At 69.1% G+C, this 23,929-nt stretch carries 25 protein-coding genes; 14 read left to right on the top strand and 11 right to left on the bottom strand.

Annotated features, from left to right (window positions below):
- Positions 1 to 801: ISL3 family transposase (locus Taqua_RS11580; RefSeq protein WP_144326776.1), on the bottom strand; the 801-nt coding region annotated here is incomplete at its 3' end.
- Positions 802 to 922: 121 nt separating this feature from the next.
- Between Taqua_RS11580 and Taqua_RS11575 the strand changes: the two genes are divergently transcribed.
- Complete coding sequence (locus Taqua_RS11575) at positions 923 to 1,402, top strand: PLP-dependent aminotransferase family protein (protein ID WP_144326775.1); 480 nt, start codon at positions 923 to 925, stop codon at positions 1,400 to 1,402.
- A gap of 13 nt (positions 1,403 to 1,415) precedes the next feature.
- On the opposite strand, the gene Taqua_RS11570 is transcribed toward Taqua_RS11575, so the two are convergent.
- Complete coding sequence (locus Taqua_RS11570) at positions 1,416 to 2,000, bottom strand: hemerythrin domain-containing protein (protein WP_132963161.1); 585 nt, start codon at positions 1,998 to 2,000, stop codon at positions 1,416 to 1,418.
- Positions 2,001 to 2,102: 102 nt separating this feature from the next.
- Positions 2,103 to 4,403, bottom strand: coding sequence for a heavy metal translocating P-type ATPase (locus tag Taqua_RS11565; RefSeq protein ID WP_425472596.1), 2,301 nt, complete (start codon positions 4,401 to 4,403; stop codon positions 2,103 to 2,105).
- A 111-nt stretch (positions 4,404 to 4,514) separates the two neighbouring features.
- On the opposite strand from Taqua_RS11565, the gene Taqua_RS11560 reads away from it, so the two are divergent.
- From Taqua_RS11560 to Taqua_RS11540, 5 genes are all read left to right on the top strand, one after another.
- Positions 4,515 to 4,712, top strand: coding sequence for a heavy-metal-associated domain-containing protein (locus tag Taqua_RS11560; protein ID WP_144326774.1), 198 nt, complete (start codon positions 4,515 to 4,517; stop codon positions 4,710 to 4,712).
- Between the two features lie 325 nt (positions 4,713 to 5,037).
- Entirely contained in the window at positions 5,038 to 5,769 is a 732-nt protein-coding gene (minC, locus tag Taqua_RS11555) for a septum site-determining protein MinC (RefSeq protein ID WP_144326773.1), read from the top strand.
- Positions 5,770 to 5,793: 24 nt separating this feature from the next.
- The gene (gene minD, locus Taqua_RS11550; protein WP_144326780.1) at positions 5,794 to 6,609 is read left to right on the top strand and encodes a septum site-determining protein MinD; all 816 of its coding nucleotides are present in this window, start codon (positions 5,794 to 5,796) and stop codon (positions 6,607 to 6,609) included.
- A gap of 5 nt (positions 6,610 to 6,614) precedes the next feature.
- Positions 6,615 to 6,878, top strand: a complete 264-nt coding sequence (gene minE / locus Taqua_RS11545; RefSeq protein WP_144326772.1) for a cell division topological specificity factor MinE — start codon at positions 6,615 to 6,617, stop codon at positions 6,876 to 6,878.
- The gene (locus Taqua_RS11540) at positions 6,875 to 7,177 is read left to right on the top strand and encodes a SemiSWEET transporter (RefSeq protein WP_246094704.1); all 303 of its coding nucleotides are present in this window, start codon (positions 6,875 to 6,877) and stop codon (positions 7,175 to 7,177) included. The genes minE and Taqua_RS11540 overlap by 4 nt, the downstream gene beginning before the upstream one ends.
- A 51-nt stretch (positions 7,178 to 7,228) precedes the next feature.
- On the opposite strand, the gene Taqua_RS11535 is transcribed toward Taqua_RS11540, so the two are convergent.
- Genes Taqua_RS11535 through purE form a run of 3 tightly spaced genes read right to left on the bottom strand, consistent with a single transcriptional unit; the run spans position 7,229 to position 10,001 of the window.
- Positions 7,229 to 8,263, bottom strand: coding sequence for an L-threonylcarbamoyladenylate synthase (locus tag Taqua_RS11535; protein ID WP_185969615.1), 1,035 nt, complete (start codon positions 8,261 to 8,263; stop codon positions 7,229 to 7,231).
- Positions 8,254 to 9,465, bottom strand: coding sequence for a 5-(carboxyamino)imidazole ribonucleotide synthase (locus Taqua_RS11530; RefSeq protein ID WP_144326771.1), 1,212 nt, complete (start codon positions 9,463 to 9,465; stop codon positions 8,254 to 8,256). Before Taqua_RS11530 ends, Taqua_RS11535 begins: the two co-directional genes overlap by 10 nt.
- 29 nt (positions 9,466 to 9,494) lie before the next feature.
- Positions 9,495 to 10,001: a 5-(carboxyamino)imidazole ribonucleotide mutase gene (gene purE, locus Taqua_RS11525; RefSeq protein WP_144326770.1), complete on the bottom strand. Its 507-nt coding sequence runs from the start codon at positions 9,999 to 10,001 to the stop codon at positions 9,495 to 9,497.
- A 51-nt stretch (positions 10,002 to 10,052) separates the two neighbouring features.
- Between purE and trxA the strand changes: the two genes are divergently transcribed.
- The 5 genes from trxA (at position 10,053) to Taqua_RS11500 (ending at position 13,851) form a co-directional block, all read left to right on the top strand.
- Complete coding sequence (trxA, locus tag Taqua_RS11520; protein ID WP_144326769.1) at positions 10,053 to 11,006, top strand: thioredoxin; 954 nt, start codon at positions 10,053 to 10,055, stop codon at positions 11,004 to 11,006.
- Between the two features lie 17 nt (positions 11,007 to 11,023).
- Entirely contained in the window at positions 11,024 to 11,362 is a 339-nt protein-coding gene (locus Taqua_RS11515) for a 2Fe-2S iron-sulfur cluster-binding protein (protein WP_144326768.1), read from the top strand.
- Positions 11,363 to 11,514: 152 nt separating this feature from the next.
- On the top strand, positions 11,515 to 12,057 hold the full coding sequence (locus Taqua_RS11510; RefSeq protein ID WP_144326767.1) for a Spy/CpxP family protein refolding chaperone: 543 nt from the start codon (positions 11,515 to 11,517) through the stop codon (positions 12,055 to 12,057).
- Complete coding sequence (locus Taqua_RS11505) at positions 12,029 to 12,748, top strand: response regulator transcription factor (protein WP_144326766.1); 720 nt, start codon at positions 12,029 to 12,031, stop codon at positions 12,746 to 12,748. Before Taqua_RS11510 ends, Taqua_RS11505 begins: the two co-directional genes overlap by 29 nt.
- Entirely contained in the window at positions 12,745 to 13,851 is a 1,107-nt protein-coding gene (locus tag Taqua_RS11500; RefSeq protein WP_144326765.1) for a sensor histidine kinase, read from the top strand. The genes Taqua_RS11505 and Taqua_RS11500 overlap by 4 nt, the downstream gene beginning before the upstream one ends.
- On the opposite strand, the gene Taqua_RS11495 is transcribed toward Taqua_RS11500, so the two are convergent.
- From Taqua_RS11495 to pyk, 4 genes are all read right to left on the bottom strand, one after another.
- Positions 13,818 to 14,723: a phosphoribosylaminoimidazolesuccinocarboxamide synthase gene (locus Taqua_RS11495; protein ID WP_185969616.1), complete on the bottom strand. Its 906-nt coding sequence runs from the start codon at positions 14,721 to 14,723 to the stop codon at positions 13,818 to 13,820. The genes Taqua_RS11500 and Taqua_RS11495 overlap by 34 nt on opposite strands.
- Positions 14,724 to 14,861: 138 nt before the next feature.
- Positions 14,862 to 15,929, bottom strand: a complete 1,068-nt coding sequence (fba, locus tag Taqua_RS11490; protein WP_144326763.1) for a class II fructose-bisphosphate aldolase — start codon at positions 15,927 to 15,929, stop codon at positions 14,862 to 14,864.
- A 167-nt stretch (positions 15,930 to 16,096) separates the two neighbouring features.
- Positions 16,097 to 16,414, bottom strand: coding sequence for a DUF4212 domain-containing protein (locus Taqua_RS11485; RefSeq protein ID WP_246094703.1), 318 nt, complete (start codon positions 16,412 to 16,414; stop codon positions 16,097 to 16,099).
- Between the two features lie 58 nt (positions 16,415 to 16,472).
- Positions 16,473 to 17,906, bottom strand: coding sequence for a pyruvate kinase (gene pyk, locus Taqua_RS11480; RefSeq protein ID WP_144326762.1), 1,434 nt, complete (start codon positions 17,904 to 17,906; stop codon positions 16,473 to 16,475).
- Between the two features lie 130 nt (positions 17,907 to 18,036).
- On the opposite strand from pyk, the gene Taqua_RS11475 reads away from it, so the two are divergent.
- Positions 18,037 to 18,921, top strand: coding sequence for a CoA transferase (locus Taqua_RS11475; protein WP_144326761.1), 885 nt, complete (start codon positions 18,037 to 18,039; stop codon positions 18,919 to 18,921).
- Between the two features lie 164 nt (positions 18,922 to 19,085).
- Complete coding sequence (locus tag Taqua_RS11470) at positions 19,086 to 22,265, top strand: class I SAM-dependent DNA methyltransferase (protein WP_144326760.1); 3,180 nt, start codon at positions 19,086 to 19,088, stop codon at positions 22,263 to 22,265.
- 34 nt (positions 22,266 to 22,299) lie between these two features.
- Here the strand turns inward: Taqua_RS11470 and Taqua_RS11465 are convergent, their stop codons facing one another.
- Positions 22,300 to 23,400, bottom strand: coding sequence for a DUF2326 domain-containing protein (locus Taqua_RS11465; RefSeq protein WP_221933939.1), 1,101 nt, complete (start codon positions 23,398 to 23,400; stop codon positions 22,300 to 22,302).
- Here Taqua_RS11465 and Taqua_RS13325 point away from each other — a divergent pair.
- Complete coding sequence (locus Taqua_RS13325) at positions 23,356 to 23,826, top strand: hypothetical protein (protein WP_221933938.1); 471 nt, start codon at positions 23,356 to 23,358, stop codon at positions 23,824 to 23,826. The two genes, Taqua_RS11465 and Taqua_RS13325, sit on opposite strands and share 45 nt — an antisense overlap.
- The last annotated feature ends 103 nt before the right edge of the window (positions 23,827 to 23,929 follow it).

The following is a 23,929-nucleotide window of genomic DNA, read 5'->3' as shown; positions in this document are numbered from 1 at the left end:
CACCGCCTGCGCGTCGGTGGCCATCTCCGCGCGGCGCACCTGGTCCATCGCCTCGATGGCCATCGAGACGACGTGAAAGCGGTCGTAGCTGATCTGCGCCTCGGGCAGCGCCAGCGCCACGCCCTTGGCGTAGGCTGCGCTCATGTCCATGCACACGTGCCGCACCTGGGCGGGATCGCCGCCATGGGCCTTCAGATCCTCGGCGAACTCCACCACCGTGCGGTGCTCGCGCCCCTCGGTGGCCAACAGCAGCCGCTTGCGATCCAGGTCGTGCACGACGGTGATGTAGTGCTGCCCGCGCCGCAGGCTGGTCTCGTCGATGCCCACCGTGCGCACGCCGGCGAAGTCTTCCAGCGCACGCGCCTGCGCGACGTAGAACTCGATGCGCCGCCACAGCCGCTTGTCCTTGCAGCGCAGCAACTCGGCGGCCTGGCGCACCGGCAGGTCCAGGCACAAGGTCAGCGCCAGCGCTTCGAACGCCGCGGTGAAGCCCGAGCCCGGACGCGCCCAGGGCACGGCCACCTGCGTGGTCTTGCCGCAGGCACCGCAGGCCACGCGCGGCACGTCGCAGTGCAGCCAGGCCTCGAACTGGAAGAAGTCCAGGTGCCGCCAGGATCGGCGCAGCCGGTCGTGCACCGGTTGCGTGGCCGCACCGCATGCCGGGCAGGCGAGCCTGCTGGTGTGGCAGCCGATCTCGAAGTCGATACGCCGCTTGGCCGTGTCGAGCCTGACGTCATCGACGACCCACGGCGGCTGCAAGCCCAGCGCGCTGGTGAACAGAGCTTCTACGGCAATGCCCATGGACTCATCCTCCTGATCAAACACGCCTCGTGGACATGTGCACAGGCCGGCCAGCGGCCTGCACACATGCCCACCGGGCTCGACGACCAGGAGTCATTGTGAGTGTTGTGTTCCACACGAAATGACGAAGGACCGCACCGACGAGGTGGCGGCGCGCATGCAGCATGCCAAGGGCAGCGCGCCGCCGGGCCACTCCGGCATCGGCACCACGCTTACCGCCAACGCGCTGGCCATGGCGGCGCTGCACGCGGCGCTGCAACACCTGCACACCCCGGCCACCTACGCCGCCATGCAGTCAGCCGCCGACGCCCTGGAGCACGGCCTGCGCCAGCGCCTGCAAGCACGCGCGCTGCCGTGGACGCTGACGCGGCTGGGCGCACGCATGGAGCTGCAATTCACGCCAACGACACCGCGCAATGCCGACGACGTGCGCCGCCACCTGCAGCCGGCGTTGGAAGAAAGCTTGCACCTGACCCTGCTGAACCGCGGCGTGGTGCTGACGCCGTTTCACGGCATGATGCTGTGTTCACCGGCCAGTGACACCGCCCATGTGCAGCGGCTGCTGCAAGCGTTCGACGACTGGCTCGACGCGCTGCTGTGACAAGCGTGCGCCCTTACGCCCCAAGCCCAATGGGCGCCGGCGCCACCTCCAGGATGCGCTGGAACAACCGCTCGTAGGCCGGAGCGGGCGCGTGGCCCGTCAGTGGGTCGCGGTTGGCGGCGAAAGCCTCGTCCAGCGCCTGCCAATCTTCCGGCGTCAGCAGGCGCTGCGCCGCGGGCAGAATCTGTTGCTCCTCCAGCCGCATGTGCTCGAGGTAAAAGTTCAGGTAGCGCTCGCAGGCCTGCACAAAGGCCTCGCGGCGCTCCTCGCCCAACCACTCCCACGCCAGCAGCAGGTGTTGCAGCTCGCGCACCTGCTGCTCACCTCGCATGTGATCCTGCTCCAGGCGGGCGATCACGGGCAACAGCTCGGCGTCGCGCTTGGCCACGCACGGAAACAACAGGTCCGACTCCTTCGGGTGGTGTAGCCGCTCCGGGAACTCGTCGATGTAAAACAACATCGCCCGCACCGTGTCGAAAAACCGTTGCCGATCGGACGCCTCAGGGCCACGGCGGATCAACCACAGCAGCGACTGCAACATCGCCGCCAGCGCGGCGTGCTCGTCGCGAATGATGCGCAAGGACGCGGGGGTGGACATGTGGACTCAGCTCCTCGGACACGGCGCGCCCCGACCGACGGTCCGCGGGCACGGCAGACCTTGCAGCTTGCCGGCAAGCCCGCCCAGGTGGTTTGACCCAGGTCAACGGCCGTGTTCGGGCCGCCAGCGTGTCAGCAGCAACGCGTTGCTGACCACGCTGACCGAGCTGGCGGCCATCGCGGCACCGGCCCACACCGGGTCCAGCATCCCCAGCGCCGCCAGCGGAATGCCCGCGGCGTTGTAAACAAACGCCCAAAAGAGGTTTTGCCGGATCTTGCGCACGGTGCGCGTGGCGATGTCCAGCGCGGCCGCCACCAGCCGCGGGTCACCGCGCAACAGCGTGATGCCTGCCGCGTGCATCGCCACGTCGGTGCCGTTGCCCATGGCCAACCCGACGTCGGCAGCGGCCAGCGCCGGGGCGTCATTGATGCCATCACCCACCATCGCCACCGGACCGTGGCGCTGGCGCAACGTGGTCACCAGCGCGGCCTTGTCACCCGGCAAAACCTCGGCATGCACCTCGCCCGCTTCGGGCCGCAGACCCAAACGGCGCGCCATCGCCTCGGCTGCTGGCCGCTGGTCGCCCGACACCATGGCCAACGCCAGCCCACGCGCGCGCAACGCCTGCAGCGCCTCGACCGCCCCGGGCTTAGGCTCGTCGGCAAACGCCAACAGAGCCAGCGGTCGCCAGCGGCCTTCGTTTTGCCAGGCCAGCACAGACACGGTGGCGCCCGCAGCCTGCTGGGTGCGCCGCGCCTCGGCCCATCCGGCGGGCCACGCCGCCTCGCTGGCCAGCGCTGGCTCCAGTTCCGCCAACCAGGCCAAGCTGCCCAACGCCAGCGGCACGCCCTCCACCCAGCCGCGCACCCCACGCCCAGGGACGGTTTGCAGATCCACCGCGGGGGCCAATGGGGTGTCCTGCACCGCCGCCAACACCGCCAGCGCCAATGGGTGGCTGCTGCCCTGCTGCAGCGCCGCCGCCGTGCGCAGCGCCGCCGCTTCGTCCACGCCCGGCGCCGGGTGCAGCGCCACCAGCCGTGGCCGGCCCACAGTCAGCGTGCCGGTTTTGTCAAACGCCACCACCCGCACCTTCGGCGCCAGCTCCAGCGCCTGCGCATCTTTGACCAGGATGCCGTGGCGGGCCGCGGCCCCGGTGCCGGCCATGATCGCGGTAGGGGTGGCCAAGCCCAACGCGCACGGGCACGCGATCACCAGCACCGCCACCGCGTGCAACACCGCCTGCTCCACCGACACCCCGCCCCACGCCCACCAGGCCAGGGCCGTCACGCTTGCGATGGCCACCACCACCGGCACGAACACCGCGGCCACCTGATCGACCAGCCGCTGCACGGGCGGCTTGCCTGCCTGCGCGTCTTGCACCAGCGCGATGATGCGTTGCAGCGTCGACGCCGCCCCCGTAGCGGTCACGCGCACCTCCACAGTCCCTTCGCCGTTGACACTGCCGCCCAGCACACGGTCGCCCACGCCGCGCGCCAGCGGCAGGGGCTCACCCGTCAGCATCGACTCGTCCACCTGGGTCTGCCCGGCTTCGATGACGCCGTCAGCAGGAATGCGCTCGCCCGCGCGCACCAGCACCCGGTCGCCGGGCAGCAGCTCGGCCACGGGGATGTCCTGCATCTCGTCACGCCGCACGCCGTCGGGCAACAGGTGCGCCACGTCAGGGCGCAACGCCTGCAGCGCGCGAATCGCCTGGGTGGTTCGTCGGCGCGCACGAAGCTCCAACCATTTGCCCAGCCGCACCAGCGCGATCACCACCGCCGCGGCTTCGTAGTACAGATGGGGCTCGTGGCCCGAGGGCGCTCGCCACCATAACCAGGTGCTCATGCCCCACGCGGCGCTGGTGCCCAGCGCCACCAACAATTCCATGTTGCCGCTGCCATGGCGCAGCGCCTGCCAGCCGGCACGGTAAAACCGCCACCCCAGCCCGAACTGCACCGGCGTGGCCAGCGCAAACTGCCACCAGGCCGGCAACATCAAGTGCTGGCCCCAGGCCAGCGCCACCATCGGCAACACCAGCGGTGCGGCCAGCAGCAACCCCAGCGCCACCCACCAGCCTTCCTGGCGCAGCTCGCGCTGGGCACGCCGCTCATCCGCATCATCGGCCTCCACCGCGCGGGGCTCGTAGCCGGCGTCGCGCACCGCCCGCTGCAGGCGCGCCAACAGCACCGCGGGATCATCCTCCGCGCGCACCGTCACGCGCGCTTGTTCGGTGGCCAGGTTGACCTGGGCCTGCACCACCCCCGGCACCCGACTCAACGCCCGCTCGACACGCGCCACGCACGACGCGCATGTCATGCCGCCGATGCCCAGGTCGCATTGCTGGAGCGGCGCCGCCGCGTCCAGCGCTGCAGCACCCACCTCCTGATCGTGATCGTCACTCATGGCCCAACCATCGTACTGCAAAGGCGCTTGTCCCTATCATGCCGACAGGACGGCGGCCCTGACAGCGTCGCGGTCCGTCAACCCCTCATTCTGAGTGAAAGGAGTTTTGCCATGCAACACGAGTTCAGCGTCCAAGGCATGTCGTGCCAGCACTGTGTCAAGGCCATCGAGCGTGCCGTGCGCGCGCTCGACGCCCAGGCCCGCGTCGAGGTTGACCTGGCCCAGCAGCGCGTGCGCGTGGCCTCGGAACAACCACGCGCGGCGCTGGCACAAGCCATCCGCGCCGAGGGCTACACCGTCGTGGAATAACGACAACGAACTGTGGATAAAACCGTGGACAACGCCAGCACAAGCACGACGTTGTCCACACCCCAAGCGGCTACCCAGCACGATGTCCCCATTGGCGCACACCGCTGCCGAGCCGCTGGCCACAGACTCCTACGATTGACAACTGTTTGTTTCAAAAAGAAAAATTTATCTTGTCCACAGCATCGCGCCGACCTCTATCCGCTACGACCATTACCAAGACACTGAATATCTGGTTAACGTGGACAACCCCGACACCGACACTGCTGCGCTGGCCGTCGATGCGGCGTGCTGACGCTGCTAAGATGCGCGCCTGTCACGTCGCACCATGAACAGCAGCGCATCGTCCACCGCCATCGACATTCGTCCCACCACGTGGGCGATGCTGAGCGCACGTTTGCGCGGCGGCTACGTCGACGCGGTGCTGCAAGAGCTTCAGCAGCGCTACGGCGACAGCCCTGGCTTTTTCGAAAACGAACCCGTGGTGCTGGACTTCAGTGGTTGGCCAACGGTGGCCGACCCCACGCCGTTGGAGGTGGAGGCGCTGCTGCGCGCGCTGCGCCACGTAGGGCTGCAGCCGCTGGGCTATCGCGATGCAGCAGGCCAATGGCCGGCGTTGCTGCAACAACATGGCTTGCGCGATGCCGGGCCCGCGCCGGTCGAACCCAAGCGCCCGATTCAAGCGGAGGCAACCCCCCTCGCGGTACCTCCTACGGCGTCGGCCATGATCATCGACCGACCCCTGCGGTCTGGGCAACAGGTGTACGCCAAAGGCCGTGACCTGGTCGTGTTGGCAATGGTCAACCCCGGCGCGGAGGTTATCGCCGACGGGCATCTGCATGTCTATGCACCGTTGCGTGGCCGGGCGCTGGCCGGCGCCCGTGGCGACACAACGGCGCGTATTTTTGCGCTGGCGTTGCAGGCCGAATTGGTGTCGATCGCCGGCGTGTACCAGACCGCCGAACACGGCTGGCCCGACGCGGTGCGCGACCGACCCACACAAGTGCGGCTGGTCAGCGACGCGGGCTCCGACAAGCTGTTGTTCGAACCTTTGAACTGAATGTCATCCACGGAAGCGTTTCCCATGGCCAAGATCGTCGTCGTCACCTCCGGCAAAGGCGGCGTGGGCAAAACCACGACCAGCGCCTCGTTTGCCACCGGGCTAGCGCTGAAGGGTCACAAAACCGTCGTCATCGACTTCGACGTGGGTTTGCGCAACCTCGACCTCATCATGGGGTGCGAGCGGCGCGTCGTGTACGACTTTGTCAACGTCATCCAAGGCGAGGCCAACCTCAACCAGGCACTGATCCGCGACAAGCAGGTCGACAGCCTGTACGTGCTGGCCGCCAGCCAAACGCGCGACAAGGAAGCGCTGAAGCAGGACGGCGTGGAGCGCGTGCTCAACGACCTGCTGGCGATGGGGTTTGAGTACATCGTCTGTGACTCACCCGCCGGCATCGAAACCGGCGCGTTGATGGCAATGCACTACGCCGACGAGGCCCTGGTGGTGACCAACCCCGAAGTGTCGTCGGTGCGCGACTCCGACCGCATCTTGGGGATGCTGGCGTCCAAAACGCGCCGTGCCATCGAAGGCCGCGAGCCGGTCAAGGAGCACTTGCTGATCACGCGCTACAACCCCAACCGGGTGCAAGAGGGGCAGATGCTGTCGTTGCAGGATATCCAGGACATCCTGCGCATCCCGCTCATCGGCGTCATCCCCGAGAGCGAAGCGGTGCTCAACGCTTCCAACCAGGGGGTGCCAGCGATCCACCTGCACGGCACCGAGGTGTCGGAAGCCTACAAGGACGTGATCGAGCGCTTCCTCGGCCACGAGCGCCCGCTGCGCTTCGTCGAGGCGGAAAAACCCAGCTTCTTCAAACGCCTGTTTGGCGGGAGGTAAGCGCCGTGTCGCTGCTGTCGTTTTTGCTGGGCGAAAAGAAAAAAACAGCCGCGGTGGCCAAGGAGCGGCTGCAGATCATCCTGGCGCACGAGCGTGCCGGGCGCAGCCCTGCCGCGCCTGACTACCTGCCGGCGTTGCAGCGGGACCTGGTCGCGGTGATCAGCAAATACATCGCCATCCATCCGGACGACATCAAAGTCAACCTTGAGCGCCACGACAACCTGGAGGTGCTGGAGGTCAAGATCGAGCTGCCCGAGGAGCGCGCGTGACCAGCAGCGTGTGGGTCGAGGCGGTGGGCACCGCCGCGGCAACACTGACCACCGTCAGCTTCGTGCCGCAGGCGTGGCTGACGTGGCGTACGCGCGACGTCAGTGGCATTTCGGTCGGTATGTACAGCGCGTTCGCACTGGGTGTGGCGCTGTGGCTGCTGTACGGGGTGCTGATTGGCTCGTGGCCCATCATCGTCGCCAACGTCATCACGTTGACGCTGGCGATGGCCATTTTGGTGATGCGGTTGCGCTATGGCGGCCAGCCACCCCCGTCGGTTTCGGTGGAGCCTAAACGCTAGGGCGCGCGAGGCCCCTGGATGTGGGGCCCGTTGTTCACACGGCAACGTCAGCTACGGATGGGGAATCGTGGCCGCCGCGCGCTGCAAGCGGTCGCGCACCCCGTCCCAAGCGGGGTCGGGTGGCGGGGTTTCGACCCAGATCAGACGGGTGTGGCCGTCGTCCAGTGCGCGCAGGGTCGCAAACAGCTCGCGCGCAGCCGCTTCGGCGTCGTGCGGCATGGGTTGCAGCCGCACGTGGGGGCTGACGCAGCGCAGCGGGCTGCGGTGGTACACCGCGATGCCCTGGGCCTGCGCGCCCAGCAGGTCCAGCGCCGTTTGCAGCGCCTGCGCGTCCATCAGGCGCACCTTGGCCTCGGGGGCGTAGTGCGAGCTCAGCGTACCGGCCGCACGGGGGGCGTGGGCGTCGCGGTCGGCCACCGGCATGCCGCACGCCTGCTGCAAGGCAGCGCGGCCGATCATGCCGGGACGCAGCAGCACCGGGTGGCCGCGGGTGCAGTCCACGATGGTGGACTCGATGCCCACCGGGCACGGGCCGCCATCCAGAATCAACAGTTCGTCGTCGTGCAGGTGCCCTAGTTCGGCCCGCACATGCTCGGCGCGCGTGGGGCTGACGCGACCAAAGCGGTTGGCGCTGGGCGCGGCCAGGCCCAACAGACCTGCCGCGCGGGCGGCGCGCAGCAGCGCCTGCGCCACCGGGTGGCTGGGGCAGCGCAGCCCGATCGACGGCTGACCACCGGCGGCGGCCTCGGCCACACCGGCGCGCCGCGGCAGGATCAACGTCAGTGGGCCGGGCCAAAAGCGCGCCGTCAACGCCTGGGCAAAGGCAGGCACGTCGGTGGCGTAGTGCTGCACGGCCAACGCGCGCGCCGCGGCGTCGTCCCCGGCTACATGCACGATCAGCGGGTGGTCGCTGGGACGGCCCTTGGCCGCGAAGACGCGCGCCACCGCCGCTGCATCGTCGGCGTGGGCGGCCAGGCCGTACACGGTCTCGGTGGGCATGGCCACGAGGGTGCCCGCGGCCAGCCGCTGCACCGCGGTGGCCAGCACCTGCGCATCCAGGCCGCGCGCGTCCAGCGTCAGCGCCATGGGGGCAATCCCAACAAGGTGGCCGCCGTGCGAGCAACGTCACGGGCCTGCGCCAGCGTTGGCGCCGTGATCGTCAGATGGCCCATCTTGCGCCCGGGCCGTGCGTCGAGCTTGCCGTACAGGTGCAGGTGTACACCCGGCAGAGCCAGCACCCCAGCCCAATCGGGCGTGACGGCGACGTCGTCGCGCCACCACAGGTTGCCCAGCAGGTTGAGCATCACCGCGGCGCTGTGCAGCCGCGGCGCCACCAGCGGCAACCCGGCCAGCGCGCGCACCTGCAGCTCGAACTGCGACACGTCGCAGGCGTCGATGCTGTGGTGGCCGCTGTTGTGCGGACGCGGGGCCATTTCGTTGACCACCAGCGCGCCGCTGGGACTGCCGTCATCGACGACAAAAAACTCCACGCACAGCACGCCGACGTAGTGCAGATCGGCCGCGATGGCCTGGGTGGCGTCGAGCGCCTGTTGGGCCAGGGTGGGATCGACCGCACCGTCGCCAACCTCGGTCACCGCCAGGATGCCGTCGCGGTGCACGTTGCGCTGCACCGGCAACGCCACCAACGTGCCGTCCGCGCCGCGCGCCACGATCACCGACAACTCGTCGCGCAGCGGCAGGTGGCGCTCCAGCACGCACGGCACCTGGCCCAGGCGTTGCCAGGCGGCGGCCAGCTCGTCACGGTGCTGCACACGCAGCTGGCCTTTGCCGTCGTAGCCAAGCCGCGCGGTTTTGAGGATGCCGGGCAGCAGCGTGTCGTCGATGCGTTGCAGGTCGGCGGCGCTGCGGATGATGGCGTGCGGGGCCGGCCCGACCCCGGTGCGGGCGGCGCAAGCGGCGAAATGGGCTTTTTCGGCGGCGCGGTCTTGCGCCACCGCCACCGCCTGGGCGTGTGGCGCCACGGGGCGCTGGGCGGCCAAGGTGCCCAGCACGGCGGCGGGAACGTTTTCGAATTCGGTGGTGATGGCCTCGCAGCGCTGCATCAGCTGCGCCAGGCCCTGCTCGTCGTCGTAGGCGGTGGCGATGTGCACATCGGCCACGCGCCCAGCGGGGCTGGCCGGGTCCGGGTCCAGCACGGCCACCGCGTAGCCCATGGCTTGCGCGGCGTGCACGAACATGCGTCCGAGCTGCCCCCCGCCCAACACCCCGAGGGTGGTGGGGCGCGCAGCCGTGGGTTGCGGGCCGGGCAAAAGCGTTGTGGGCTTCATGGTGAGCTGGGGGTTGACGGTCGGCCGCATCAGGCCGTCGTCACGGGTGGCAGGGTCATGGCGCGTGCGGCGGCGGTTTGCTCGGCACGGAAGGCGTGCAGCCGCGCGCGCAGCTCGGGGTCTTCGTTGGCCAGCATCGCCACCGCGAACAGCGCCGCGTTGGCCGCGCCCGCCGCGCCGATGGCAAACGTGGCCACCGGCACGCCCTTGGGCATTTGTACGATCGAGTGCAGCGAATCGACGCCGTTGAGGTGACGGCTCGGTACCGGCACGCCCAGCACCGGCACGGTGGTCTTGGCCGCCAACATGCCAGGCAGGTGCGCCGCACCGCCGGCACCAGCGACGATGGCCTTGAGGCCACGCGCTTCGGCACGGGCTGCGTACTCGAACATGTCGTCGGGCATGCGGTGGGCCGACACCACGCGCGCCTCGTGCGCGACGCCGAACTGTTGGAAAATGGCGACTGCGTGTTGCATGGTGTCCCAGTCGCTGCTGGACCCCATGACGACACCGACCTGGACGTTGCTGCTGGACATGGCGACCCCGGGGAAAAATCCCGTCATTCTAGAGAATCGGACGCTGCCGCGATGATCGACGTCACACTTGCCAACTTCCAGACCGAGGTGCTCGAAGCCTCGCTTGCCACGCCTGTGCTGGTGGACTTTTGGGCACCCTGGTGTGGCCCGTGCAAGGTGCTCGGGCCTATCCTTGAGAAGGTCGAGCAAGCCTACGGCGGCCGCTTCAAGCTCGTCAAGGTCAACACCGAGGAAGAGCAGCAGCTGGCCGGCTACTTCCAGATCCGCAGCATTCCCACCTGCATCCTGTTCGTCGGGGGGCAGCCGGTCGACGGCTTCATGGGCGCGCTGCCCGAAGGGCAAATCAAAGCGTTTTTGGACCGCCACATCCCAAGCGAAGAAGCGCTGCAAGCGCGCGCCGAGGTGGACGAAGCGCTGCAGGCCGCGGCCAGTGGCGACACCGACGCCGCCGTGCAGCGGCTGCGCGAGGCGCTGGCGCGCGACCCGGACAACGACGACGCCCGCTACGACCTGGTGCGGCTGCTGGTGGAGCTGGGCCAGCTCGAGGAGGCCTCGGCGGCGCTGGCGCCGGCGTTGGGCAAGCTGCCGTTGCCGTTGCGCTTCGAGGCGTTGCAGCATTGGATCGCGGCGCTGGAGTTTGCCCGGCACGACCCGCGCGGCCAGTGGCCCCTGGACAAGTTCGATGAGCTGATCGCCGCCAACCGGCGCGACTTCGAAACCCGCTTCGCCAAGGCGCGCGTGCTGATCGCGCGCGGTGAGTGGACCGCGGCGATGGACGAGCTGGCCGAAATCATCATGCGCGACAAAAAGTGGGCCGACGAGGCGCCGCGCAAAACCTACGTTGCGCTGCTGGAGTTGCTGACACCCCCGGCGCGCGACGTCGCCGCAGGCACACGCCCATCCAGCGCTGGGCTTGAAATCCCTAGCCACAGCGCCACCGCTGAGGACCCGCAGGCGGAGCTGGTGTCGCGCTACCGGCGCAAGCTCAGCATGGCCCTCAACTGACGTCCAAGGTCCCCGGCATGATCACCGTTCGCTTTGTTCAGCCCGGGCCACACGGCCCTGTCGTGGATCGCGAAGTCGAGGTCGAACCCGATGGTCGCAGCCTGATGAAAGCCGCCGTCGACGCCGGCATCGACGGCATTGCGGCCGACTGCGGCGGCAACCTGACGTGCGCCACCTGCCATGTGTTCATCCCACCCGAGTGGCAGGCCAAGGTCGGCCCGGCACGGGGCGACGAAGACACGATGCTGGACTACACCGCGGTCGAGCGCCGCCCCAACAGCCGGCTGAGCTGCCAAATCCGCCTGACGCCCGACCTCGACGGCCTGTGGGTGGAGCTGCCCGAGCGGCAGTACTGAACCTGCTTCGTGGGAAGCGGCCGACCGGCGGCCGGTCGCGTTGACATTTCTTTACCTCGGCGTCACACCCGGTTGACAGCTCCCGTGCACGATGGCGATGTGGGGGGTGGCGATGGTCGCCACCCCCCACAGGACGAGCAAGGAGTGTGACGATGACGATGCCGACAACCCATGACCGCCGGTTGCACTGGCGTAAGACGATGCTGGCGCTGGCCCTGAGCGCGGGCCTGGCGCCCGTGTGGGCCCAGGGCATGCCGCCGCGCGGCATGCCGCACGGCCCGGGGCCGATGGCGGCGGCCATGGCCCCCGACGACGCGCGTGCCGAGCGCATGGTCGAGCACATGGCGCGCGAGCTGGACCTGCAGCCGGCGCAGCGCGATCAGCTGCGTGCCTTGGCGCAGGCGGCCAGCCAGGATTTGCGTGCCCTGCGCGACGAAGGCCGCACGCTGCGCGAAGAGCGCCACCGCCTGATGGCGGCGCCGCAGCTTGACGAGGCGGCGCTGGAGGCGTTGCGCCAGCGCGAGCTGGCCCACCACGACAAGTTGACGGCGCGCATGCAGCGCTTCATGATCGACACTGCCAAGGTGCTCACGCCCGAGCAGCGTCAGCGCTGGGCCGAGCGCATGCAGCGCCGCGGCGACGGTCCCCGACCTCACCATCACCGGGATGAGCACGCGCATCCTCCTCGTCGATGACGACCTGCGTCTGAGCGCCATGCTGGCCGACTACCTCGGCCAGGCGGGCTACGCCGTGGAGACCGCGGGCACGCTGACGGCGGCCCGCCAGCGCCTGCGGCAGCCGCCGGCGCCGCAGGCGTTGATCCTGGACCTGATGCTGCCCGACGGCGACGGACTGCAGTGGTGCCGCGAGCTGCGCGCCGACCCAGCCACCGTGGCGCTGCCGTTGCTGATGCTGACCGCGCGTGGCGAGCCGGCCGACCGCATCCTCGGGTTGGAGTTGGGCGCCGACGACTACCTGGCCAAACCGTTCGAAGCGCGCGAACTGCTGGCGCGCTTGCGTGCCCTGTTGCGCCGTGCCCAAGCCGGGTCCGGCGCGCCGGCGCAGGTGCTGCGCGTGGGGGCGCTGGAGCTTGACCTGGGCGCGCACGAGGTGCGGCTGCATGGCCAGCCGCGCGAGCTGACCGCGTACCAGTTCCAACTGCTGGCCGTGTTGGCCCGACACGCCGGGCGGGTGCTGACGCGCGACCAGATCATGGACGCGCTCAAAGGCCACCCGCAAGAGGCGTTCGACCGCTCGATCGACGTGCACATCTCGCGCATCCGCGCCGCCGTCGAAGACGACCCGAAGCGTCCGCGGCGCATCCTCACCGTGCGTGGCACCGGCTACATGCTGGCACGGCCCCGCGCCGACGAAGGCGCGCCATGAGGCGGCTGTACCTGCGCATCTACGCCGTGGTGCTGAGCGTGCTGCTGGCGTTTGCGGCGCTGGCGGTGGGTGTGTTCCAGTACCACGCGCAGGCCCAAAGTGAGCAGGAGCAAGCCGCCTGGCTGGACTTGACTGGTGGCTGGGTCGACCCCGCGTTGGCGCCGTTTGCGGAGGTGGACGCCCCCCTCGGACAACGCCTGTGGTGGGTGGCGGCCTCCTTGGCGGCGTTGCTGGCGCTGGTGGGGCTGGCCTCGTACCCGCTGGTGCGCTCGCTGACCCGTCGCTTGGAATTGCTGCGCACAGGCGTGCAAGCGTTTGGCGACGGCGCCCTGCAGCGGCGCGTGGCGGTGCAGGGCCACGACGAGGTGGCCGCGCTGGCGGCCAGCTTCAACGCCGCCGCCGCGCGCATCGAAGCGCTGGTGCGCGCGCAGCAGCGCTTGCTGGCCAACGCCTCGCACGAGCTGCGCTCGCCGCTGGCGCGGCTGAAGCTGGCGCTGGAGCTGCTCGACGCCACGCAGGACGCCGAGGCGCGGCTACGGCACCGGGCCGAAATCCAACGCAGCCTGGCCGAGCTGGACGCGCTGGTGGACGAGGTGCTGCTGGCGGCCCGGCTGGAAACGACGCCCAACCTGGCGCGCCAGCCGCTGGATTTGCTGGCGCTGGTGGCCGAGGAGGCGGCCTGGTTCGACGCCGAGGTCAGTGGCGCCCCCGTGACCGTACAAGGTGATGAGCGGTTGCTGCGCCGCGCGGTGCGCAACCTGCTGGACAACGCGCGCCGCTACGCGCCGGAGCAGCCGCCCCAGGTGCGCGTGCAGCGCGGCGCCGCGGGTCAAGCCCAGGTGTGGGTGTGCGACCGCGGCCTGGGCGTGCCAGCCGACGCGCGCGAGCGCATCTTCGAGCCCTTCTTTCGCCTGCCCGGTCACACCGAGGCGCGCGGCGGCGTTGGTCTGGGGTTGGCGCTGGTGCGTCAAATCGCCCAACTGCACGGCGGCCACGTGCACTGCGAAGAACACCCCGGTGGCGGCAGTTGCTTCGTGCTATCGCTGCCTGCCGATGACGAGTCGCGGCCTCAACCGATCAGTCGCGCCAGCGCCTCGCGGTAACGCGCGGCGGTCTGCTCGATGACGTACGGCGGCAGCGTCGGCGGCGGGGGCTGCTTGTTCCACAGCTGGCCATCGACCTGCGCCGTCTCCAGCCAGTCGCGCAAATACTGCTTGTCGAAGCTGGGCGGGTTGGCGCCTTCGCGGTACGACTCAGCGGGCCAATAGCGCGACGAATCCGGCGTCAGCACCTCGTCCATCAGCGTCAGCGTGCCGTGCTCGTCCAGGCCGAACTCGAACTTGGTGTCGGCGATGATGATGCCACGGGTGGCCGCGTAGTCGCTGGCCGCCTGGTACAGCCGGATCGAGACGTCTCGGATGCGCTCGGCCAGCTCGGCGCCGATGCGCGCGGCCATCTCGTCGAACGTGATGTTCTCGTCGTGCTCACCCACCGCCGCCTTGGCCGCCGGCGTGAAGATGGGGGCGGGCAGCTTGGAAGCGTTGCGCAACCCATCTGGCAGCGCCACGCCGCACACCGAGCCCGATTGCTGGTACTCCTTCCAGCCACTGCCGGCCAGGTAGCCACGCACCACCGCCTCCACGGGGATCGGCCGCAGCCGCTTGACCAACATCGAACGCCCCTGAACCATGGCGCGCTCCTCGGGGGCGACGACGCTAAGCGGGTCGTCACCGGTGAGGTGGATCGGGCACAGGTTGGCCCCCTTGGGGCCCAGGCGGTCGAACCAGAACAGGCTCAGCGTCGTCAGCAGCTCGCCCTTGCCAGGAATGGGCTCGTTCATCACGACGTCGAACGCGCTGATGCGGTCGGTGGCCACCATCAGGATGCGGTCGTCGCCGACGGCGTAGTTGTCGCGCACCTTGCCGCGCGCCAGCAGCGGCAAGGACTTCAAATGGGTGGTGTGCACGGCCGTCATCATGGGGGCCGATGGTAGCGCAGCCCGATGGGGTGTCGGGCATCGCGGCGCTCAGCCACCCAGTGCCGGCGCCTAACGCCCCGCGCGCTGGTACACGATCACACGCACCAAGCCCCGGCCGGGGGCGACGGCTTGGGGTTATCCCTGCACCACCTGCGCCAGCTCGCCGACCTCGTAGCGGTAGGCCATGATGGCCAGCGAGCGGCCCTTGACCTTGGCGCCCATGCCCTCGCAGCCGAACTCCAGGTAGCGCTGTTTGCATACCTGTTTGGCGGCTTCGCGGGCGGGCTTGAGCCACTCGCGCGCATCGAACTTGTCTGGGTTTTCGTGCAAGAACTTGCGCACCGCGCCCGTCATGGCCAGCCGAATGTCGGTGTCGATGTTGATCTTGCGCACGCCGTGGCGGATGGCCTCTTGAATTTCCTTGACCGGCACGCCGTACGTCTCTTTCATTTTGCCGCCGTACTGGTTGATGACGGCCAGCAGTTCCTGCGGCACGCTGGAGCTGCCGTGCATGACCAGGTGGGTGTTGGGGATGCGCGCGTGGATTTCCTTGACGCGGCCGATGGCCAGCACGTCGCCGGTGGGGGGGCGGGTGAACTTGTAGGCACCGTGGCTGGTGCCGATCGCGATGGCCAGCGCGTCGACCTGCGTGGCGCGCACGAACTCGGCCGCTTGCTCGGGGTCGGTCAACAGCGCCGAGTGGTCCAGTTTGCCCGCCGCACCATGGCCGTCTTCCTCGCCAGCCATGCCGGTTTCCAGCGAGCCCAGGCAGCCCAGCTCCCCCTCCACCGACACGCCAACGCGGTGCGCCATCTCGACCACGCGGCGCGTGACGTCGACGTTGTACTCGTAGGACGCCGGGGTTTTGCCGTCCTCCATCAGCGAGCCGTCCATCATCACCGACGAAAAGCCCAGCCGGATCGCGCCTTCGCACACGGCGGGGCTTTGGCCGTGGTCCTGGTGCATGCACACCGGGATGTGCGGGTAGGCCTCGACGGCGGCCTGCACGAGGTACTTGATGAACGATTCGCCGGCGTATTTGCGCGCGCCGGCGCTGGCTTGCAAGATGACGGGCGCGCCGACTTCGTCGGCGGCGGCCATCACGGCCTGCACCTGCTCCAGGTTGTTGACGTTGAAGGCCGGGATGCCATAGCCGTGCTCGGCGGCATGGTCCAGCAGTTCGCGCATCGACACGAGCGCCATGGTCGGGGTCCTCCTTGGTGCCTGTGGGGGCCAAAAGCGTGGTTACATGGTGGTTACACCGCGCGGCATTGTAGGACGGCGCGCCAAAGAAAATGGCCACCGCCTGATGCCAGGACGGTGGCCGCAAGGGCAGCGGGCCAGGCCCACCGGCCCGCTGCGCAACGATGTTAGCGCATCAAGCGCGCACGGCGCGACGGGGCTTGCGCGGGTTCGCTCTCATCTCCACGGTGCAGCTGCTGATCCAACCGATCCATGGCCCAGGCGTAGTAGCCAATGAGGAGTACATAAACCACCAGCGCCCCCTGGGCACCGACCCAGAAGCTGAATGGCCAGCCAAACAGGCTGAAGCCGAGGTCACGGGCGAAGTAGCCCACGACGAACGTGACAACAAACCAAATCGCCAGCAGCATGCCGGTGATGCGCAGGGTCTTGCGCCAATGGCGGCGGCGCGCTTCGAACGACGGTTGCATGGGATCGTTTTGCATCGTGGCTCCCCCGAACGATAACAGCCTCGGTCACGGATCGCGGCGGCCCGCAACGTCGTCATGCCACCGTGCCAACCTTCAGCATGTTGGTGCCGCCGGGTGTGCCCATCGGCTGGCCGGCCGTGATCACGTAGCGGTCGCCGGCCTGCAAGCGGCCACGGGCTTTGAGCTGCTGCACCGCCTGCTCCAGCGCCGTGTCGCGGTCGGCGCTGCCACCGGCCGTGCGCAGCGCGTGCACGTTGCGGTACAGCGCCAGCTTGCGCGCCGTGCTCAGCCGCGGCGTGATGGCATAGATCGGAATGTCGATGGTGTGGCGGCTCATCCACAGCGGGGTGGAGCCAGACTCGGTCAGCGCAATGATGGCGCGTGCCTGCAGGTGCGAGGCGATGAACAACGCCCCCAATGCGATCGACTGGTCGATGCGCGTAAACGTTTTGCCAATGAAATCATGGTCCAGCGCGTCGTGGTAGGCCTGCTCCGCGGCCACGCAGATGCGCGCCATCTCTTGCACCGTTTGCAGCGGGTACCTGCCGGCGGCGGTCTCGGCGCTGAGCATCACGGCGTCGGTGCCGTCCAGCACGGCGTTGGCCACGTCGCTGACCTCGGCGCGCGTGGGCACCGGCGCGTGGATCATGCTCTCCATCATCTGCGTGGCGGTGATGACCAGCCGGTCGTGCTCGCGCGCCAAGCGGATCATGCGCTTTTGCAGCGCTGGCACCGCCGCGTTGCCGACCTCGACCGCCAGGTCGCCGCGCGCCACCATGATGCCGTCGCTGGCCAGCAAAATCGCCTCCAGCTCCGGGATCGCCTCGGCGCGCTCGATTTTGGCGATCAGGCCCGGGCGATGGTCGTCGTGCGCCGCCTCGTCGCACAGCCGGCGCGCCAGCCGCATGTCGTCGGCGTTTTTCGGAAAGCTCACCGCCACGTAGTCGGCGCGCAACGCCATTGCGGTGGCGATGTCGGCCATATCCTTGGGCGTGAGCGCCGGCGCCGTCAACCCGCCGCCGCGCTTGTTGATGCCCTTGTGGTTCGACAGCTCCCCGCCCACCACCACCCGGGTGTGCACGGCTGCACCCTCCACGCGCTCCACCTGCAACTCGATCAGCCCGTCGTTGAGCAGCAGGATGTCGCCCGGCACGACGTCGCGGGGCAGCTCCTTGTAGTCCAGCCCCACCACCGTTTCGTCGCCCGGTTCGGTGCGCGCCGCGTCCAAGGTGAACGCGGCCCCGTCCAGCAGCGTGACCTTGCCATGCGCAAATTTGCCGATGCGGATCTTGGGCCCCTGCAGGTCGGCCATCACCGCCACCTCTTTGCCCACCCGCTCGGCGGCGGCGCGCACCGCCTCGGCGCGGCGGCGGTGATCGTCGGCGCTGCCGTGCGAAAAATTCAGCCGCACCACGTCCACACCAGCGCGGATCATGGCCTCCAGCAGCTCGGGCGTGTCGCTCGCAGGGCCCAGCGTGGCAACGATCTTGGTGGCGCGCAATGGCATGGTGGCGGGTCTCCTCAGCGGGGCGGGGTTGTGGGGCATGATAACCCCGCGTTTGTAACCAGATTACGACAATCGATTGTAGTCACAGCCCTGCATGCCAGCCGGCCGCCGGTGGCCCTATGATGCCGCCATGGCCCGCACCCCCCTACCCCGTACGCCCCTTCCCCTGGCTGGGGTGCAGATCCTAAGCCTGGCGCTCAACCTGCCCGGCCCGGCGGCGCTGCAACGGCTGCGCCAGCTTGGCGCACGTTGCACGAAGGTGGAGCCGCCCGGCGGCGACCCCATGCAGGGCTACTGCGCCGCCGCCTACGCCGAGCTGCAGCGGGGTGTGCGCACGGTGGCGCTGGACCTCAAAACCACGGCGGGGCAACGGCGCCTGGGACAACGGCTGGAGCGCACCGATGTGCTGCTGACCTCGTTTCGCCCCTCGGCGCTGGCGCGCCTGGGCCTGGACCCGACCAGCCTGGCCCAGCGTCACCCGCGCCTGTGCGTGGTGCGCATCGTGGGCGGGGCGGGCGCGCGCGCCGAGGAGGCCGGACACGACCTCACCTACCAGGCCGAGGCAGGTCTGATCGACGGGCTGGCGCTGCCGCCCAGCCTGTTGGCCGACATGGCCGGCGCTTTGCTGGCCAGCGAAGCCGTGCTGGCCGCGCTGCGCCAGCGCGATGCGTTGGGCCGGGGCGTCGTGCGCGACGTCGCCCTGACCGACGCCGCCGCCTGGCTGGCCCGCCCGCGGGCCTGGGGGCTGACGGCGCCCGGCGGGCTGCTGGGCGGGGCACACGCCGGCTACCGGGTGTACCGTTGTGCCGATGGCCGCGTGGCGGTGGCGGCGCTGGAGCCGCACTTCGCGCGCCGCCTGGGCGACGTGGCCGGCCTGGGGCCACTGAGCCCGGCCAACGCCCTGTGTCCCGAGGTGGCCGACCGCTTGACCGTGTGGTTTGCCGGACGCACCCGTGCCGAGCTCGACGCGCTGGGTCGCGCGCACGACCTGCCGTGGGTGACGCTGGGGGCGTGATCGATCCATCGAGCAGCAGGGGGTTCATCGAGGCGTTCAGGCGGCCAGTGGCTCGATTCGCCCGATCGTCTCGCCCTTCTCGCGTATCACCGCTTCGGTGTCGTCGCTGGCCTGCAGCGACCGCCCGGACCCGGCTTGCGAGTGCGCGATGCTACCCTTGCGCCATGACCCCGCAAGCCTTCATCGCCAAATGGGCCGCCGGCGGCGCGGCAGACGGCCTGTCCGAGCGCGCCGGCGCGCAGGCGCACTTCATCGACCTGTGCCGGCTGCTGGACGTGCCCGAGCCCGCCGACCCCGAGGCCTATTGCTTCGAGCGCGGCCTGAAGAAAACCGGCGGATCAAGCGGCTGGGCCGACGTCTGGAAGCGCGGCTGCTTTGCCTGGGAATACAAGGCGCCGGGGCGGGACCTGGCCGCCGCGCTGCGCCAGCTCATGACGTATGCGCTGGCGCTGGACAACCCGCCGCTGCTCATCGTCAGCGACCGCCAGCGCATCGAAATCCACACCCACTTCACCGGCACGCCCAGCGAGTGCCACGTCTTCGAGCTGGCCGACCTGCTCGATCCGAGCGCGCGCCAGCGCCTGCGCTGGGCCTGGACGGAGCCGGAGCGCTTTCGCCCCCGCCGCACCACGCAGGACGTCACCGCCGAGGCCGCCGCGCGCTTTGCCGAGCTGGCGCAGCGGCTCACCGCGCGCGGCCACGACCCGCAGACGACGGCGCACTTCCTCATCCAGTGCCTCTTTTGCCTCTTCGCCGAAGACGCAGGGCTTTTGCCGGCGCGGCTGTTCGAGCGCATCCTCGACAAAAGCGCCGCCGCGCCCGAGAAGCTCCAGCAACGCCTGGGCGAGCTCTTCGCCGCCATGCGCGGCGGCGGCGACTTCCTGCTCGAAGACATCGCCTGGTTCAACGGCGGGCTGTTCGAGACCATCGCGCCGCTGCCGCTCCAAGCCGAGGAGGCCGCTATCCTGCGCGACGCGGCGCGCATGGACTGGTCGCAGATCGAGCCCTCGATCTTCGGCACGCTGTTCGAGCGCGGGCTGGATCCGGCCAAGCGCAGCCAGTTGGGCGCGCACTACACCGACCCGGCCACCATCGGCAAGCTCATCGAGCCGCTGATCGTGCAGCCGCTGGCCCGCGAATGGGCAAGCGCGCGCCAGCGCATCGCCGAGGCCATGGCGCGCTTCGAGGCCGGCGGCAAGGGCTCGCAGACCGCGCGCAAGGCCGCGCAGGCGGCCTTCCTCGGGTATCTGGAGCGGCTGAAGAACTTCCGCGTGCTCGACCCCGCCTGCGGCTCGGGCAACTTCCTCTATCTGGCCCTGCGCGCGCTCAAAGACCTGGAGCACCGCGCCAACCTCGACGCCGAGGCGCTGGGCTTACAGCGCCAGCTTGGCATCGAGACGAGCCCCGCCAACGTGCTCGGCATCGAACTCAACCCCTACGCCGCGGAGCTTGCCCGCGTGACGGTGTGGATCGGCGAAATCCAGTGGATGCTCAAGCACGGCTACGCCATCCGGCGCAACCCCATCCTGGCCAAGCTCGACCACATCGAATGCCGCGACGCGCTGCTCAACCCCGACGGCAGCGAGGCCGACTGGCCGCAGGCCGACGTCATCATCGGCAACCCGCCGTTTCTGGGCGACAAGAAAATGCGTTCGGAACTCGGCGACGCCTACACCGAGCGGCTGCGCGAGACTTACGCCGGCCGCGTGCCGGGCGGCGCGGACCTGGTCGCCTACTGGTTCGAAAAAGCGCGCGCGCAGATCGAGGCGGGCAAAGCCAGCCGCGCGGGGCTGGTGGCGACCAACTCCATCCGCGGCGGGGCGAACCGCCGGGTGCTGGATCGGATCCTTGACAGCGCCCAGGCCCAACCCAACAATGTCGGCGATGACCACGGTGACCTTCGACACCCTGGAGTTGACCCGCATCCTCAAGGAAGCGGGGCTGCCGCCGGAGCAGGCCGAGGCGGTGGTGCGCACCATCGTCCGCTCTCAGGAGGGCATCGTGACCCGCGACTTTCTGGACATCCGTCTGGCCGAGCTGAAGACCGACCTCATCAAGTGGATGACGGTGGCGTTGATCGCCCAGGCGGCGGTGATCGCGGCGCTGGTCAAGCTGCTCTGACGATCTTCGAGGCGTGGAGCGACGAGCCCTGGTTCAACGACGGCGCCGCGGTGCGCGTCTCGCTCATCTGCTTTGGCCGCCACGACGGGCCGGTGCGGCTGGATGGGCGGGAGGTTGCGGCGATTCATGCCGACCTGACCGCGGCAGCGGCGAATGGGCAAGGGGATGTTACTCGGGCGCGGAAGCTTCTTGAAAACGCCGACGCTGCTTACCTTGGAATCCAAAAAACCGGCCCATTCGAGGTACCCGGCGAAACAGCGCGTGCGTGGCTTCGTTTGCCTAACCCCAATGGCCGATCGAACGCCGATGTTGTCAAGCCGTGGTTTAACGGGCTGGATATCACGCGCCGTAACCGTGACTACTGGATCATTGACTTCGGCACTGATACGCCAGAGCACCAAGCCTGTCTCTATGAAACTCCATTCGAGTACGCCAGAGCGCATGTGAGACCTACACGCGTTGGCAAGCGCGAGGCTCGCACCAATGAAATGTGGTGGTTGTTTCAGTGGTCGCGTCCGCTGATGCGCAGAGCAATCAGCAACCTCCCGCGTTTCATCGTCACGCCAGAAGTGGCCAAGCACCGCGTGTTTGCCTGGGTCAGCCAACCGATTGTGCCGGACAAGAACCTCACCGTCATCGCCCGCGCCGACGACGCCACCTTCGGCATCCTGCACAGCCGCTTTCACGAGCTGTGGTCGCTGCGGCTGGGCACCTGGCTGGGGGTTGGCAACGATCCCCGCTACACCCCCACCACCACCTTCGAGACCTTCCCCTTCCCGCAAGGCCTCACCCCCGCCGACACCGCGCACCAGCGCACCGAGACGCTGGAGGGCGGCGCGCGCATCCCCGCGGGTTTGCCGCCCGCCGCGCGCATGCATGCCGAGGCCATCGCCCGCGCGGCGCATCGGCTCCATGCCTTGCGCGAGGCGTGGCTCAACCCGCCCGAGTGGGTCGAGTGGCAGCGCACGCCCGAGGAAGAAAAAGCCGGCTTTCCGCCGCGGCCCGTGGCCAGGCCGGGTTTTGAAGCGCAACTGAAGACCAGAACGCTGACCAACCTCTACAACCAGCGCCCGGCGTGGCTCGCGCAGGCGCATGTGGCGCTGGATGCGGCAGTCGCCGCCGCCTACGGCTGGGCGGACTACACGCCCGAGACGCCCGACGAGGAGATTCTCGCGCGCCTGCTGGCGCTGAACCGGGCGCGGGCCGGCGGGCAAGGGGGCTGAGTGGCAGCTTGTCCCTTGCCGCGGGCCGCGTTTTTCATGGTGATGGCTCGACCACCCCGATGCGCTCACCCAGCAGCTTGTGGGCATCGGCATCGCCGCGCAGTCTGACAATCACCGCCTCATCCAGCCAGGCGCCATCTTCGCCCAGCAGCTCGCGGGTCGAGGCGTAGTTTTCCGTGTTGATCGACAGGATGTATTGCATGCCGCTGCCGGCCAGCTCCGCCCGAACCCGGCGCAGCCAGGCGGCGCGCTGGTTGGGGTCGATGGGGTCGAACAGGCCGTTGTCGTGCCACAGGTGGCGCATGGTGTGGTGCGCGCCGTGGCGAAACACCAGCCAGTCAAAGGCCATGATGCGCGCGGCGTTGATGCCGTCGGATCCTTGACCTTGCACCTGCACCTTGAGGTCGTAACGCAGCTTGTTGTCCCCGGTGTTGTTGCCGAGCACAATGCCGGCGGCTTCGCGCGGATACAGGGCATGGATCAGCTCGCGAAAGCGCCGGTCGGCCCACGCCAGCGGCTGCTCGGCCACATAGTCGGCGGCCAGCCGGTCGTCTTCGGCCAGATTCCGACGCAGCTCCAGCTCTTCGGCATCCCAGGCTTCGCTGGCGCTGCGGTAGCGTTGCAGCAGGTCCAGGTCGGCCTGCATGCGCGCCAGCTCCGCCGCCACGGCCTGGTAATCGTCCAGCGCGTGGTGGCTGCCCAGATAGGCCAGCCGCTCGTCGCGCTGCCGGGCCAGCTGGGCGCGCTCGTCTTCGACGCGGCGTCGCTCGTCCTGTAGCCGGAGGCGGTCGCGCGACAGGCGGCGGTGGCGCTGCTCGGCCAGCGAGCGGTGAAACGCCTCCACGGTTGCGAAGTCGGCCAGGGCTTGCGGCTTGAACACGTGCTCAAGCCCGCGATAGAACGCCAGCAGCACTTCGCGCTCGATATCGGCGCGCCGCTGCAAGGCCTGCTCGATGCCGGCGAGCTGAAAGTCGATCTGCGCCAGGCGGCTCTCCCGCTGCCGCAGCTGCTGCGTGAGCGCATCGGCCTCTTGCCGCATGCGCTCGTAATCGTCGGCCACCTGCATGGTCTGCAAGCGGCTGCGCAGGGTTTGGATGCGCTCGCTCAACTCGGCGATCTGGGCCCGCGCGTCCATGCCGGTGCGCAGCAGCTCGCGCAGGCGCGTATCGCTTTGTCTGAGCAGCTTGCGCGCGCTGTCGATGGCGATGACGCGCTCGCGCTGCTGTGCTTTCCGCAGCACCAGGGTGATGTCGGCGCCGAGCAGATAGAGCGTGCGCGCCAGCGCTTCGTGCGCCTCTTCCCGGTGCAGCCTGATGGGGTCGGTGCGATCCTCGCGCTCGCGCCGGGCAAAGCGCGCATACAGCGCGCGGAAACTGAAGCCCGGCGCCTGCGGCAGTACGAAGGGGCCGCGGCCGTCGAGCCAGGCGCGCAGCGCGGCCTCCGCGATTGGCTGTCCATCGAGGGTGATGTCCGAGCCGTCGCCGTTGCGCTCGATGCGGTGCGTCTGGCTGGCCAGCTCAAACTCCAGCGCAAAGCGCCGACGTCCCCCCGCTTTCAGTAGCGGTTCGATCTAGAGTCCGGGTTGGATGGTAGCCGATGCCAGTTGCCTGGCGTAGGCGCTCGGTGTCAGTCCGCCCAATGCCTTCTTGGGTCGCTCCTCGTTG

Origin of the sequence: Tepidimonas aquatica (assembly GCF_007556585.1) — a bacterium.
Lineage (GTDB): Bacteria > Pseudomonadota > Gammaproteobacteria > Burkholderiales > Burkholderiaceae_C > Tepidimonas > Tepidimonas aquatica.
Note: the sequence above shows the minus strand (reverse complement) of the source record. Positions and strands in the feature narration are given on the sequence as shown.

Bases quoted from the DNA above. Each gene is read 5' to 3' on its own strand.
- Taqua_RS11575 (WP_144326775.1), top strand. From the start codon at position 923: ATGACGAAGGACCGCACCGACGAGGTGGCGGCGCGCATGCAGCATGCC.
- Taqua_RS11570 (WP_132963161.1), bottom strand. From the start codon at position 2,000: ATGTCCACCCCCGCGTCCTTGCGCATCATTCGCGACGAGCACGCCGCG.
- Taqua_RS11565 (WP_425472596.1), bottom strand. From the start codon at position 4,403: ATGAGTGACGATCACGATCAGGAGGTGGGTGCTGCAGCGCTGGACGCG.
- Taqua_RS11560 (WP_144326774.1), top strand. From the start codon at position 4,515: ATGCAACACGAGTTCAGCGTCCAAGGCATGTCGTGCCAGCACTGTGTC.
- minC (WP_144326773.1), top strand. From the start codon at position 5,038: ATGAACAGCAGCGCATCGTCCACCGCCATCGACATTCGTCCCACCACG.
- minD (WP_144326780.1), top strand. From the start codon at position 5,794: ATGGCCAAGATCGTCGTCGTCACCTCCGGCAAAGGCGGCGTGGGCAAA.
- Taqua_RS11535 (WP_185969615.1), bottom strand. From the start codon at position 8,263: ATGGCGCTGACGCTGGACGCGCGCGGCCTGGATGCGCAGGTGCTGGCC.
- Taqua_RS11530 (WP_144326771.1), bottom strand. From the start codon at position 9,465: ATGAAGCCCACAACGCTTTTGCCCGGCCCGCAACCCACGGCTGCGCGC.
- purE (WP_144326770.1), bottom strand. From the start codon at position 10,001: ATGTCCAGCAGCAACGTCCAGGTCGGTGTCGTCATGGGGTCCAGCAGC.
- trxA (WP_144326769.1), top strand. From the start codon at position 10,053: ATGATCGACGTCACACTTGCCAACTTCCAGACCGAGGTGCTCGAAGCC.
- Taqua_RS11515 (WP_144326768.1), top strand. From the start codon at position 11,024: ATGATCACCGTTCGCTTTGTTCAGCCCGGGCCACACGGCCCTGTCGTG.
- Taqua_RS11510 (WP_144326767.1), top strand. From the start codon at position 11,515: ATGACGATGCCGACAACCCATGACCGCCGGTTGCACTGGCGTAAGACG.
- Taqua_RS11505 (WP_144326766.1), top strand. From the start codon at position 12,029: ATGAGCACGCGCATCCTCCTCGTCGATGACGACCTGCGTCTGAGCGCC.
- Taqua_RS11500 (WP_144326765.1), top strand. From the start codon at position 12,745: ATGAGGCGGCTGTACCTGCGCATCTACGCCGTGGTGCTGAGCGTGCTG.
- Taqua_RS11495 (WP_185969616.1), bottom strand. From the start codon at position 14,723: ATGACGGCCGTGCACACCACCCATTTGAAGTCCTTGCCGCTGCTGGCG.
- fba (WP_144326763.1), bottom strand. From the start codon at position 15,929: ATGGCGCTCGTGTCGATGCGCGAACTGCTGGACCATGCCGCCGAGCAC.
- Taqua_RS11485 (WP_246094703.1), bottom strand. From the start codon at position 16,414: ATGCAAAACGATCCCATGCAACCGTCGTTCGAAGCGCGCCGCCGCCAT.
- pyk (WP_144326762.1), bottom strand. From the start codon at position 17,906: ATGCCATTGCGCGCCACCAAGATCGTTGCCACGCTGGGCCCTGCGAGC.
- Taqua_RS11475 (WP_144326761.1), top strand. From the start codon at position 18,037: ATGGCCCGCACCCCCCTACCCCGTACGCCCCTTCCCCTGGCTGGGGTG.
- Taqua_RS11470 (WP_144326760.1), top strand. From the start codon at position 19,086: ATGACCCCGCAAGCCTTCATCGCCAAATGGGCCGCCGGCGGCGCGGCA.
- Taqua_RS11465 (WP_221933939.1), bottom strand. From the start codon at position 23,400: ATGGACGCGCGGGCCCAGATCGCCGAGTTGAGCGAGCGCATCCAAACC.